This window comes from Accumulibacter sp. (genome assembly GCF_023806635.1).
Taxonomy (GTDB): Bacteria; Pseudomonadota; Gammaproteobacteria; order Burkholderiales; family Rhodocyclaceae; genus Accumulibacter.
The window spans coordinates 32,341-43,728 of sequence record NZ_JAMTDQ010000118.1 but is presented as its reverse complement, the minus strand read 5'-3'; the positions used below and the strand labels follow the sequence as shown (position 1 = coordinate 43,728).

General features: G+C 67.2%; 11 protein-coding genes. 4 read left to right on the top strand and 7 right to left on the bottom strand.

Going from position 1 to position 11,388, the window contains the following annotated elements; genetic code table 11:
- Positions 1–156: 156 nt before the first annotated feature.
- Complete coding sequence (locus NFW30_RS19965; protein ID WP_295355290.1) at positions 157–1,443, top strand: hemolysin family protein; 1,287 nt, start codon at positions 157–159, stop codon at positions 1,441–1,443.
- A 39-nt stretch (positions 1,444–1,482) separates the two neighbouring features.
- Here the strand turns inward: NFW30_RS19965 and NFW30_RS19960 are convergent, their stop codons facing one another.
- Both NFW30_RS19960 and NFW30_RS19955 read right to left on the bottom strand, forming a co-directional pair.
- Positions 1,483–3,279 carry a Na/Pi cotransporter family protein gene (locus NFW30_RS19960; protein ID WP_295355289.1) on the bottom strand — a complete coding sequence of 599 codons (1,797 nt, stop codon included), beginning with the start codon at positions 3,277–3,279 and terminating at the stop codon, positions 1,483–1,485.
- A 27-nt stretch (positions 3,280–3,306) separates the two neighbouring features.
- Positions 3,307–3,810 (bottom strand): universal stress protein, encoded by a 504-nt coding sequence (locus NFW30_RS19955; RefSeq protein WP_295355287.1) that lies wholly within the window; start codon positions 3,808–3,810, stop codon positions 3,307–3,309.
- A 431-nt stretch (positions 3,811–4,241) separates the two neighbouring features.
- On the opposite strand from NFW30_RS19955, the gene NFW30_RS19950 reads away from it, so the two are divergent.
- Entirely contained in the window at positions 4,242–5,792 is a 1,551-nt protein-coding gene (locus NFW30_RS19950; RefSeq protein WP_295355286.1) for a hemolysin family protein, read from the top strand.
- A gap of 14 nt (positions 5,793–5,806) precedes the next feature.
- A complete protein-coding gene (locus NFW30_RS19945) occupies positions 5,807–7,063 on the top strand; it encodes a hemolysin family protein (protein WP_295355284.1) in 1,257 nt (418 codons plus the stop codon).
- Positions 7,064–7,076: 13 nt separating this feature from the next.
- Here NFW30_RS19945 and NFW30_RS19940 read toward each other — a convergent pair whose 3' ends face one another.
- The 3 genes from NFW30_RS19940 to NFW30_RS19930 form a co-directional block, all read right to left on the bottom strand.
- Entirely contained in the window at positions 7,077–7,736 is a 660-nt protein-coding gene (locus tag NFW30_RS19940) for a Crp/Fnr family transcriptional regulator (RefSeq protein ID WP_295355279.1), read from the bottom strand.
- Between the two features lie 189 nt (positions 7,737–7,925).
- Entirely contained in the window at positions 7,926–8,582 is a 657-nt protein-coding gene (locus NFW30_RS19935) for a zeta toxin family protein (RefSeq protein ID WP_295355277.1), read from the bottom strand.
- Positions 8,579–8,764 carry a hypothetical protein gene (locus tag NFW30_RS19930; protein WP_295355275.1) on the bottom strand — a complete coding sequence of 62 codons (186 nt, stop codon included), beginning with the start codon at positions 8,762–8,764 and terminating at the stop codon, positions 8,579–8,581. The genes NFW30_RS19935 and NFW30_RS19930 overlap by 4 nt, the downstream gene beginning before the upstream one ends.
- 342 nt (positions 8,765–9,106) lie before the next feature.
- Between NFW30_RS19930 and NFW30_RS19925 the strand changes: the two genes are divergently transcribed.
- The gene (locus NFW30_RS19925) at positions 9,107–9,904 is read left to right on the top strand and encodes an alpha/beta fold hydrolase (protein ID WP_295355273.1); all 798 of its coding nucleotides are present in this window, start codon (positions 9,107–9,109) and stop codon (positions 9,902–9,904) included.
- 103 nt (positions 9,905–10,007) lie between these two features.
- Here the strand turns inward: NFW30_RS19925 and NFW30_RS19920 are convergent, their stop codons facing one another.
- Together NFW30_RS19920 and NFW30_RS19915 are read right to left on the bottom strand one after the other, a co-directional pair.
- Positions 10,008–10,694 carry an HAD family hydrolase gene (locus NFW30_RS19920; protein WP_295355271.1) on the bottom strand — a complete coding sequence of 229 codons (687 nt, stop codon included), beginning with the start codon at positions 10,692–10,694 and terminating at the stop codon, positions 10,008–10,010.
- Positions 10,695–10,766: 72 nt separating this feature from the next.
- The gene (locus tag NFW30_RS19915; RefSeq protein ID WP_295355269.1) at positions 10,767–11,219 is read right to left on the bottom strand and encodes a pyridoxamine 5'-phosphate oxidase family protein; all 453 of its coding nucleotides are present in this window, start codon (positions 11,217–11,219) and stop codon (positions 10,767–10,769) included.
- Positions 11,220–11,388 lie beyond the last annotated feature (169 nt).

Genomic DNA, 11,388 nt, shown 5'->3' with positions numbered 1-11,388 from the left:
AAAACGGGGCTCCCGGCAAACGGGACCGATTCGGCAGGGTCATGCGTCAGGGCTGGCAACGGCGAGCGCTTGTTGTCCGGAGGCAGGTTCTCGTGTAAATAGGCGATTCGTCCCCCATTCCACCCGGCCAGGCCGCCGCCTGCAAACGGTCCCCAGATGCTCGAAGGCTTCCTGCTCTTCATCCTGCTGGCTTTCTCGGCCTTCTTTTCCGGCTCCGAGACGGCGATCACCTCGCTCTCACGAGCGCGTGTCGAGGCGCTGCTGGCCGAACGGCGCTTTGGCGCGAAGGCGCTGCACCGGATGAAGGGGAATCTCAACCGCACGCTGGTGATCATCCTGATCGGCAACAACCTGGTGAACACCGCCGCCGCGACCCTCGGAACGGTCGTCGCGACCGAATACTTCGGGCATCTCGGTCCCGGTCTCGCGGTCGGCGCGATCACCCTGTTGCTGCTGATGTTCGGCGAGATCACGCCGAAGACCTTCGGCTCGCGCTACGCGATCGCCATCGCTCTACTGGCAGCCGGCCCACTCGAACTGCTCGGCAGGCTGATGCTGCCGCTGGTGTGGACGATCGAGGGCTTCATTCGCTGGATGCACAGCCTGACCAGCCCGCCGAAGGATCCGACGGTAACCGAAAGCGAACTGATCGCGATGGCGGAGCACGGCACGCAGGAGGGATCGATCGAGGCCGGCGAGCACCAGATGATTCGCCGCATCTTCGACTTCAGCACGCTGCGTGCCGGCGACATCATGGTTCACCGCCACCAGATCTTCTCGCTCGACGGCCAACGGACGATCGGCGATGCGCTGGCCGAGATCGCCGGCCAGTCGCACTACCGGATTCCGCTCTTCGCCGGCAATCCGGAAGAAATCAGCCGCGTCGTGACGCTGCCCGAGATCCTCCGGGAAGTCGCGCGGGGCAACCTCGACAGGACGCTCGCCGAAACGGGCAGCGAACCGATATTCGTGCCGCCGAACCAGCCGGTCGACCGGCTGCTCGACGTGCTGCGGGCGAACAAGGACCAGTTGATCGTCGTCGTAAACGAGTTCGGCGGTCTGCTCGGCATCTTCACGCTCGAGGACATCCTGGAGGAGCTCGTCGGCGAGATCTACGACGACCAGGAAGCACCGCCGGGCGAGCAGGTCCTGCTGATGCAGCCGGACGGCAGCGAACTGGTCGTCGACGGGACGACCGAACTGCGCATCATGGAAGCGCATTTCGAGCAGGACTTCGCCGGCAAACCCTACGACTCGGTGAACCTCTGGATCATCCGCAGCCTGGAACGGATTCCGGCCCCCGGCGAGAGCTTCCAGATCGAGGGGCTGGAGGTGAAGATCGAGCGTGCCTCACGGCGCCGCATCCACGAGGTGCGCATCAGGCGCCCGTCGGCGAGCGCAGCCGGCAGCCGCGAAGGCGACGACAGTCCGTCGCCCACGTAGCGCCGGCGCATCGCGCCCCCGCTGTCGGCCACCCGCCGCCTACTCGCGCTGCAGGATCGCCGCCGGCAGCACCGTCCGCGCCATCCGCTTGGCGAAGTAATAGATCCGCTTCTGCTTCTCGATCAGGTCGATCTCCATCGTGTACGCCGGAATCCGGTTCGGTTCCTCGGCGACGAGGCGGCGCGCCTCGTGCAGCGCCGCCGAATCGGCGATCTGGTTGATCTCCTCCTTCATGCCGGTGACCACCTGCGCCGCCCGCTGGTTGCGTTGCGCCACCGCCTGCACGGCAGCCGTCACCGCGCGCGTGATCGCCTGCTGGAAGCCGTTCAGCACCCCCTGCGTCGCCTCGCTGATCTGAATCTGGTCCCTGATGCGGTCGTAGCCGAGTACCACCAGATTGGTCTCGACGATGTCGCCGATGTTCTCGAGGTTGCTCACCGCCTCCATCAACTGCAGCAACTCGCGCGTCTGCTCGTCGTTCAGTTGCTGCTTGCTGATGCGGCCGAGGTAGTCGATGATCCCGGCGTGCAGGATGTCGACGGTGTCGTCCATCTTCCGGATCTCCTCGAGCGCCTCGCGGTCGCCCTTGATGATCGCCGGCATGATCCGTTGCAGCATCCGGTTGACCGTCTCGCCCATGTGCATCACTTCCATCCGCACCTGGTCGAGCGCCAGCGACGGCGTGCTCAGCAGTTCATCCTGCAGGAACTTCGTGCGCACGATCAGCGCTTCCTCCTCGAGCGCCTTGTCGGGCACCAGCCACTCGACCAGGCGCGCGATCTGCGGCGTGAACCAGATGAAGATCAGCGTGTTGGCGACGTTGAAGAAGGTGTGCGCGTTGGCGATCTGGCGCGGCGTTTCGGCCGCCAGCCGCGCGGCGCCGTCGAGATCCGGATACGAGGGCGAAATGCTGGTGACGAAAGCGGCGATGAAGCCGATGAACGGCAGCCAGATCAGCACTCCGCAGACGTTGAACAGCAGGTGGACGATGGCGGCGCGGACGGCTTCGCGCGGTTTGCCGATCACCGCCAGCAGCGCCGTCGCACAGGTGCCGATGTTGGCGCCGAAAGCCAGCGCGATGCCCGCCTGCAGGCTGATGAAGCCCTGGCTCGCCATGACGATGACGATGCCGGTCGAGGCCGACGACGACTGGATGATGGCGGTGAACACCGTGGCGATCAGCACGCCGACGATCGGGTTGTCCATCGTCTTCATCAGGTTGAGGAACGGCTCGTAGCTGCGCAAGGGATGCATCGCCTCGCTCATCACGTGCATGCCGAAGAAGACCATGCCGAGGCCCATCAGCATCGTTCCGTAGTGCTTGATCTTGTCGTTCCTGGCGATGAACAGCATCGCGAAGCCGATGGCGATCATCCCCAGCGCCGCCTTGGTGATCTTGAAGGCGACGATCTGGGCGGTGATCGTCGTGCCGATGTTGGCACCCATGATGACGCCGACCGACTGCGACAGCGACATCAGCCCGGCGGAAATGAAGCCGACGACGAGCACCGTGGTCACCGACGACGACTGGATGACTGCGGTGACCAGCGCGCCGGTGCCGACTCCCATGAAACGATTGACGGTCAGTTTGGCGAGGATCGCCTTCATCCGCTCGCCGGCAACCGCCTTCAGTCCATCCTCCATCTGCATCATGCCGAAGAGGAAGATCGCCAGGCCGCCGAGGAGCTCGACGGTCATCATCAGCCAGTCGGGGTCGCTGCCAGCGGCTTCCGCCGCCAGCGCCGAGCGCGCGAGCAGCGCCGACAGCAGCGCGAAAACACAGACCGCGAGCGGCAACACGACCGGCTGCCGGCGGTGGAACTGTTCGAGATTCATTCTTGTGTCTCCTCCTGTCGTTGCAGATCAATCCTTGGCCAGATCCTTGACGATGGTGACCGGCAGCCGCGCCAGGCTGACGACCTGCTCGGCCACCGAACCGAGCAGCAGGTGACGCAGCCCGGTCATTCCCTTGCTGCCGAGGACGAGCAGGCCCGCCTTCTGCTTCTGCGCGACCTGCAGGATGCGCGTCACCGGAATGCCCTTGACCAGCAGCACTTCGGGCTTCTGCAGCGCCTGCCGCTGCGGGTGCTTCTTCCTGGCTTCGGCGAGGAAGGCGTCGAGCATCTCGCCGGCGATGTCCTCCATGCGCGTCAGCGTCTTCTTGCGCGCCATGCGCGCGTAGTAACCCGGCATGTTCAGCGGGTCGTGGACGACGTGCAGCACCACCAGGCGCACACCGAGACCGTCGGCGAGGTCGCTGGCAAGCAGCAGGGCCGCCTCCGAATGCGCCGAGAAATCTACCGCGACGAGAATTGGCCCGCGCCCGTGGCCTGCAGCCCGGGATTCACCTTGCCTGTTTTCAGCCATCTGCTGGTACTCCTCGGAAAGGATTTGTTCGACCACGCGCCCGCGACCACCTGCCCAGGCTGGCGGTCACCACGGCGAAAGCGCCCGGACAACCGTACCGGCGCCCTGCCACACACGGGATCGGGTGCGCAAATTGCCGATTCCTGGCGGAAGCCGCAGGCTCAGCCGACAAAGATACAATAAATTCCGCGCGCATCAAGGCTTTCCTGGCCAGCGGGCAGCAGCGGAAAGGCCGCGGAGAAACAGCAGAAAGCGGCCGAAAGTGCTTGTTTCGGCGAGGCAATGCGCCTATCCTTCACGGCTGCGTGCGGCGCCCGCGGGCGAGCGGCGAGATGCCCGCAGCAACGTCGGATACGATCCGCAGTGGGCAGCGAGGTCCGCGAACATCAACGCGATTTCCTGAAGGGGGGAGGTGGATGGAAGGATTGAGCATGTCCGGCGTCCTGGGCAGCCTGGCTTCGGTGGACTGGGAACTGCTGATCCGCATCCTGGTGCAGTGCTGCCTGTTCTCGATGTCGGCCTTTTTCTCGGGATCGGAAACCGCCCTCTTCTCGCTCAGCCGGATCGATCTGCAGAAACTGCGGAATTCGCGCAATCCTCATTCCGAAAGCATCCACGCGATGCTCGACGAGCCGCGCCGCCTGATCGTCTCGCTGCTCTGCCGCAACGAACTGGTGAACATCGCCGCGGCGGCGAACATGACGATGATCCTGATCAGCGCCTTCGGCGAAGCCGACGCCGGCTGGATCAACGTCGTCGTCATGGTGCCGCTGCTGCTGCTCTTCGGCGAAGTGACGCCGAAGACGATCGCGGTGAACTTCCCGGTGAAGTTCGCCACGCTGCTCTCGGCGCGCTTCCTGCCGAAATGGATCTTCATCGTCACGCCGCTGCGCAACGTCGTGCGGCTCGTCGCCGACCGCGTCACGACCTTCGTCGTCGGCGAGCACGTCAGCCGCGAGAACATCCTGAAGGCCGACGAACTGCGTACGCTGATGGCCGACAGCGAGGAAACCGGCGTCATCCAGGCATCGGAACGGGTGCTGATCGACAAGGTGCTCGAGGCGGCGGAAACCGACGTCGCGCGCATCATGACGCCCGGGCCGCGCATCCGCTTCCTCGACGGCGACCTGCCGGTCGACGAACTGATCGAGCGCTTCCGCAGCTACCGCCACCCGCGCGTTCCCGTCTACCGCGGCCATTGGGACAACGTCATCGGCTTCCTGCAGGCCGAGGATCTGCTGCGCCGCGTGCGCAGCGGCGGCTCTGCGCGGATCGAGCTGCGAGAGATCCTGCGGCCGGCGCACTTCGTTCCGCCGACGAAGAAGGTCGACGAAATGCTCGAGTACTTCCAGCGCTTCAACACGCGCGCCGCGGTGGTCATCGGCGAGTACGGCGAGGTGCTCGGCATCGTCACGATGAAGGACGTGCTCAGTTTCATCTTCGGCGAGATCTCGGGCAAGCTGCGCGGCCAGGAGCACTTCCAGGAGGAAGACAACGACAGCTATACGGTCCCTGGCTACATGCGGCTGGCCGATCTGCGCACGCTGACCAACTTCGACATCGACGACCCGCTGATGAACACCATCGGCGGCGTCACGCTGGTCCTTTTCGGGCGCCTGCCGCGGGTCGGCGAGAAGGTGTTCTACGCCGACTACGAGATCACCGTGCGCGAGGTGGTCGGCATGCGCATCACCAAGCTGCGCGTGACGCGTGGCCGCACACCCGACGAGCCCGAGGAAACGCCGGAGGAGCCGGAGGAAGTCGAAAGCATCGCCGCGCCGCTGCCCGACGTTTCGGTCGAGGATCAGCAACAGCAGGCGCAGGAGGAGTACGAGGAGGCGGATCTGCTGCACGAGACGCCGCCCGAAGAAGCGGAGCCGGAGGAGGGACAGCCGCCGGCCGGCGCAGCGACCACCGGCGAGGGCGCCGGCGAGGGCACGGGCAGAGCGGCGCCGAAAGACGCGCCGCGGGCCGCGGCTTAGGAAGGGAGAAGACGATGGACCTGATTCTGCAACTGCTCGTGATCCTGGTCTTCCTACTGCTCAAGGGCTTCTTCTCGGGCTCCGAGCTGGCGATGGTGAATTCGGACAAGATCCACCTGCGCCACGAGGCGCGGATGGGCAATCAGGGAGCCAAGCTGGTTCTCAACCTGTTCCGCACGCCCGACGTCATGCTCGGCACGACGCTGGTCGGCACCAACATCGCGACGGTGACCATCACCACCCTTGGCACGCTGATCTTCGTCCGGCTCTTCGGCGACGCCGGAGACCTCGTCTCGGTCCTCGTGTTCACGCCCTTCCTGCTGATCTTCGGCGAGATCGTGCCGAAGAGCATCTTCCAGCAGAAGGCGGACACGATCGTCACCCGCATCATCTACGGCCTGCGCTTCTTCTCCTACGTCTTCTACCCGGTGATCTTCGTCTTCAGCCGCGTCGCCCGTTTCGCCGCCCGCCTCTTCGGTGGCGCCAGTTCGGCGTCGAGCGGTTTCATCAGCAAGGACGAACTGCGGGTGCTGATCGACCTCTCCGAGACCGCCTCCGACAGTGCCGCGACCAGCAAGCAGCGCATCCGGCGTATCTTCCGCTTCGCCGACACCACCGTCGGCGAGGTGATGACGCCGCTGGCCGAGGTCATCGGCTTCAACGAGACGCGCGAGATGGCGGAAGCGGTGCGCCGCGTCTGGTCTTCCGGCTTCAACCGCCTGCCGGTGTTCCGCGGCAACATCACCAACGTCACCGGCGTCATGACGCTGAGCACCTGGGACCTGTTGCTGCCGGACATCGAGCAGCGGCCAGTGAGCGACTTCGTCAAGCCGGCGCTCTATCTCTCGCCGCGGCAGAGCCTCGACCAGGTCCTGCCGCTGCTGCGCTCGCGCAGTGACCACATGGCGGTCGTCGTCGATGAGTTCGGTTCGGCAATCGGCATCCTGACGATGGAAGACATCTTCGAGGAGGTCGTCGGCCCGGTCGATTCGGGCTTCGACTTCGACGGCATGAAGACCCGCCGCATCAGCATCGAGGCGATCAGCGACGATGCGCACCTGATCAGCGGCCGCGCACCGATCTCCGAACTCAACGATTCGCTCAAGCTCGGCCTGCCGGTCGGCGACGCGCATACCATCGCCGGCTTCCTGATCAACCGCCTGCGGCGCATCCCGCAGGTCGGCGATACGGTGGTCGAACAGACTTACCGCTATACGGTGATCGAAGCCGACGCGCGCACGGCAACCAAGGTGCGCGCCGAGCGCATCTGAAGCGGGACGGCACTCAGCAGGGCTCGTCCGCCGGGCTGCGGACGCTGAAGCGGCGATGCGAGCGGTGGCGGCCGAAGCGCTGCGGCGCCAGCATCCCCGTCTGGCGCAACTGGCTGACCATGCGCGAGACGGTCTCGAGCGTCAGCGCCGTTATCTCCGCCATGTCCTGGCGCGAAGGCAGGACGACCTGCAAGTCACCCTGAGCGGCGGCGGCATCTTCGGGCGCCTGGGCGAGCAGCAGTACGAGACGGCGCACGCGCTCGGCAGCCTGGCCGCAACGCAGGGCGATGACTTCCGCCGCCCGCTGCTCGGCCCTGGCGAGCGTTCGCGAGAGCGACTCGCCGGCAGCTGCGGAACGTGCCTCCGGCCAGGGCGCGAGGACGCATTCGGCGAGCGCGGTGGCGCTGAAGCTGTAGCGGTCGAAGAGCAGCGATTCGGCGCCGATGATGTCCCCCTTGACGGCAAGACCGGCAAAGCTCTGCTCGCCGGTCGGTTCCTCGCGGTCGAGGCGAACGGATCCGCTCAGCACCCGCCAGGCGCCACCACGACCGCCGCCGGAATGGATCCTCTGGCCGCAGGCGAAGGAGACGCCGCGGCCGTTGCCGCCGCTCGTCCGCGAGCGTCCACGGCACATGTGATCCGCCGCCGCTGCCACGTCCGGAACCGGCTTCATCGGCGGCACACTTGCCGGCAGCCGAGCGGCAACGGCCCGCGCAGCGGCTTTCCGGCCAGACTCCATGACGTCCTCTCCCGCTGATTGCTGACAGGCGGCATTCTAGGCAGCGCCGCCGGCGGCAGGAATGTGGCAAATCGACGCACGCGCGCCAGTTCCCGCAGTCGCCCGGGGCGCCGCGCGACTCGCTCAGGCCGGAGGGGTGATGCCGGCGGGCGCAGCCGACAGGTCGTCCGAAACCGCTGGCAGGAGCCTTTGCGCGATCTCCCGCGCCCACGGGTTGATTTCGCCATAGGTCTTGACGATGCGGCCCTCCGAGGCGCGGAACAGCAGCCGGGCGCGGGCGTTGTCGATCGAATTGTCGTAGAGGTAGGTGCGGTCGGCCAGCCAGGCGACGAAATAGCAGTAGGCGAGCGATCGGGTGTAGCGGGCGATGATCTTCGGGATCGGCACATCGTGCCCGCCCTCCATGACGCGCATGGCAACCCGCTTGGCGTTGATCGACGGGTCGTCGGTGCCGACGAAGAAAAGGCGGATGAAGAAGCCGGCGTCGCGGGCACGGCGAAGGTAGTCGAGCTTGTCCGCTGCCGAGAGGACCGTTTCGAAAGCCAGGCTGACGCCCCGCTCGAGACACTGTTCGCGAATCTCGGTCGCCCGCTGCGCCGCCTGGACGACCGCCGCCGGCGAGTTCCAGTCGCCGAATTCGTCGCGCGCGATGAAATCGGGATTGACGTAGACGCAGCCGCCCATCCACTCGTGCATCAGGAGTTGCTGCGTGATCGAGGTCTTGCCCGAGCCATTCGGGCCGGCGACGACGATCAAACGGGGTCTCGCCCCGGCGGTCATGCCTCGCGGCGGAAGGGGGGATTGATGGCCGAGATCTCGGCCCGCAGGCGGAGCAGCAGTTGCGCCCGTGCGGCATCGGCGTGCCGGCGGGCCGCTGCGGCGACGGCTTCCATCAGGTCGTCGAGTTGTTCGTCGGAGGGTTCGTGGATGATGTCATTCAGATCGAATGGTTGCTGTGGCATCGCTTTCTCCAGACTCGCTCAACCGTTGGGACTGTGTCGCCCGGACCGGCACCTCGTTTCCTGCCGGGCGACGCCGATTCTACCGTAGAAGCGGCATCGCCAGTGCCTGTCCGCCGGCAGCGGGCTATGGCGCCGCCCATCCGGACACCGATCGCGGCGCGCAGGTGGGCCCGCCGTTGCGGGGAGCGACGAGCGCACCATCCGTCCGCGGCCGCGATCGGGTCCGTCGGTCTTGCCCCACGCCGGCCGAGCCTGCGATACTCCTGCCGGCGGCGTCGGCACGTTTTCCCGAGACGGCGACGCAAACCCGGCGACCACTCCGACACCCATCTTCCGTCGACCATGAAGCTGCGACGCATCCATACCCTGCAGCGGCCGGCCGCCGGCCGCAACGACCTGCCGCCCCTGCTCTTCGTCCACGGCGGCTACGCCACGGCCGCCTGCTGGGACGAGTATTTCCTTCCCTGGTTCAGCCGCCAGGGCTTCGCGTGCCATGCCCTCGACCTCGCCGGCCATGGCCACAGCGAAGGCCGCGAGAACCTGCACGGCTTCGGCATCGACGACTACGCCGACGATCTCGCGCAGGTGGTGCGCGGACTCGCGCGGCAGCCCGTGCTGATCGGCCACTCGATGGGCTGCGTCGTCGTCGAGCGCCACCTCGAACGCGCGGCGGCACCGGCTGCGGTGCTGATGGCGCCGGTGCCGCCGGGCGGCATCCTCGGTGCAACGATGAAGATCGCCCTCACCCGACCCGCCTTCTTCGACCAGCAGGCACGCAGCACGCGCGGCGAGTACGCGACCGAGAGCCTGCGCACGCTGCGCGAGGTCTATTACTCCGCCGAGACGAGCACCGACGACCTGCTGCGCTTCGCGCCGCTGTTCCAGGACGAGTCACGCCGCGCGCTGCTCGATCTGAGCCTGCTGGCGATGCGCTTCGGCCGCCGGTTGCCGGCATTGCCGGTCCTCGTCGTCGGCGGCGAGGCGGACGCGGTGTTTCCGCCCGCGATCCTCGGCTTCACCGCTGCCCGCTGGCGGGCCGAGACGGCCGTGATTCCGCGCGCCGGCCACACGCTGATGCTCGACGCACACTGGCAGGCGGCAGCGGAGGCGATTGCCGCCTGGATCCGGCGGCAAGGCTGAGACGCGGGCGGCAGCGGCGCGAAGCTGCGGCCGAAAGTCGCGCCGCGGGGCCCGGCGGCGAGAGCCCCTGACCCGACCACCCGGCGCCAGTGGCGCGACTCGCTCAGCCCCCCGCTGGGGCCTGCCTGCCAAGCAGGCCGGGGAGGTCGCGCAGGCGGTCGAAGACACGGGTCGCACCGGCCGCCTGCAGCGCCGCAGCTGACTCCGGGCGGGCATGGCCGCCACCGTAAAAGCCGAAGACGCGCATGCCGGCAGCGCGTGCCGCCTGGACGCCGGCGATACTGTCCTCGATGACGACGCACTCGGCCGGCGGCACCGCCATCATCGCCGCCGCATGCAGGAACAGGTCGGGTGCCGGCTTGCCCCGCGCGACCATCGTCGCGCTGAACAGATGCGGCTCGAGATACGGCAGCAGGCCGGTGAGCGAGAGGTTGCCGCGGATCTTCGCAATCGTTCCCGACGATGCGACGCAGCGCGGCAACCCGAGGCTGGCGAGCATCGCAGCCGCCCCGCTGACCGGCTGCAGTTCGGCGGCGAAGGCTGCCTGGTCGCGTTCGCCGAGGCGAGCGGCAAAACCGGCCGGCAGCTGCCGTCCCCACTCGGCCTCGACCCGCGCGAGGACGGCGCCGAGGCTGATGCCCGTGTAGCGATCGATCGCCTGCTGCGCCGTCAGCGGAAAACCGATCTCGCTGAGTGCTTCGGCGAGGACGCGACTGGCGATCGGCTCGCTATCGACGAGCACGCCATCGCAGTCGAAGACGACGAGGAGCGGCGCGCGTACGGCGCTCATCGGCACCCTCCCGCGGGTGCCGGCGACGCCGGCACTCGGGCGGGTGCCGCCGGCGGCGGCCGGCGGTTGCCGTCAGTCATCGGGACGCCACTCCAGAACCTCCTCGAAGCGGCGGACGACGAGACAGGACTTCAGCCTGACACGCAGCACGGCAGACGAGGCGGAACCGGCAAAGGACTCGAGGTACGGATGCCGGGCAACGTAGCCACGACGCAGGCGTGCCCCTTCTTCACCATCGACCTCCTGCGCCTCGCCGAGAGCGGTCACCGCCACCGCGTCACGGGTATCCGTGCCGACGTTCTCGCGGTTGTCGATGAACAGCGCGACGCGCGGATTGGCACGCAGGTTGGCGTATTTGTGCGTGCCCCGTTCGGTGATCAGGGTGAACTCGCGCAGGTCGTCGCTGGCGGCAAAGGCCATCAGGCTGGTATAGGGCTGGCCCGCGCTGTCGGTCGCCAGGACCGCGTAGCGCTGGCTGGCGAGCACGCGCCGCAGTACGTCCCGAACGCTTTCCGCCTGGCTCATCGCGCTGCTCCCCCGCCCCCCTGCACTCATCCGCCGCCGCGAACGACGCGCTGCCGGCGGCAGGCAATATAGCAGAGCAGGCGCAGCGCCGGAAGCGATGGCAGCGCATTGACGCGCATTGACCGCGGCGGCGGCGGCCGCGATACTGGCAGCCGTTCCCTGTCGACTG

What these genes read in the sequence shown, in the direction of transcription:
- NFW30_RS19965 (WP_295355290.1), top strand. Translation starts at nt 157, where the DNA reads ATGCTCGAAGGCTTCCTGCTCTTCATCCTGCTGGCTTTCTCGGCCTTC.
- NFW30_RS19930 (WP_295355275.1), bottom strand. Translation starts at nt 8,764, where the DNA reads ATGCCACAGCAACCATTCGATCTGAATGACATCATCCACGAACCCTCC.
- NFW30_RS19945 (WP_295355284.1), top strand. Translation starts at nt 5,807, where the DNA reads ATGGACCTGATTCTGCAACTGCTCGTGATCCTGGTCTTCCTACTGCTC.
- NFW30_RS19935 (WP_295355277.1), bottom strand. Translation starts at nt 8,582, where the DNA reads ATGACCGCCGGGGCGAGACCCCGTTTGATCGTCGTCGCCGGCCCGAAT.
- NFW30_RS19925 (WP_295355273.1), top strand. Translation starts at nt 9,107, where the DNA reads ATGAAGCTGCGACGCATCCATACCCTGCAGCGGCCGGCCGCCGGCCGC.
- NFW30_RS19940 (WP_295355279.1), bottom strand. Translation starts at nt 7,736, where the DNA reads ATGAAGCCGGTTCCGGACGTGGCAGCGGCGGCGGATCACATGTGCCGT.
- NFW30_RS19960 (WP_295355289.1), bottom strand. Translation starts at nt 3,279, where the DNA reads ATGAATCTCGAACAGTTCCACCGCCGGCAGCCGGTCGTGTTGCCGCTC.
- NFW30_RS19915 (WP_295355269.1), bottom strand. Translation starts at nt 11,219, where the DNA reads ATGAGCCAGGCGGAAAGCGTTCGGGACGTACTGCGGCGCGTGCTCGCC.
- NFW30_RS19920 (WP_295355271.1), bottom strand. Translation starts at nt 10,694, where the DNA reads ATGAGCGCCGTACGCGCGCCGCTCCTCGTCGTCTTCGACTGCGATGGC.
- NFW30_RS19950 (WP_295355286.1), top strand. Translation starts at nt 4,242, where the DNA reads ATGTCCGGCGTCCTGGGCAGCCTGGCTTCGGTGGACTGGGAACTGCTG.
- NFW30_RS19955 (WP_295355287.1), bottom strand. Translation starts at nt 3,810, where the DNA reads ATGGCTGAAAACAGGCAAGGTGAATCCCGGGCTGCAGGCCACGGGCGC.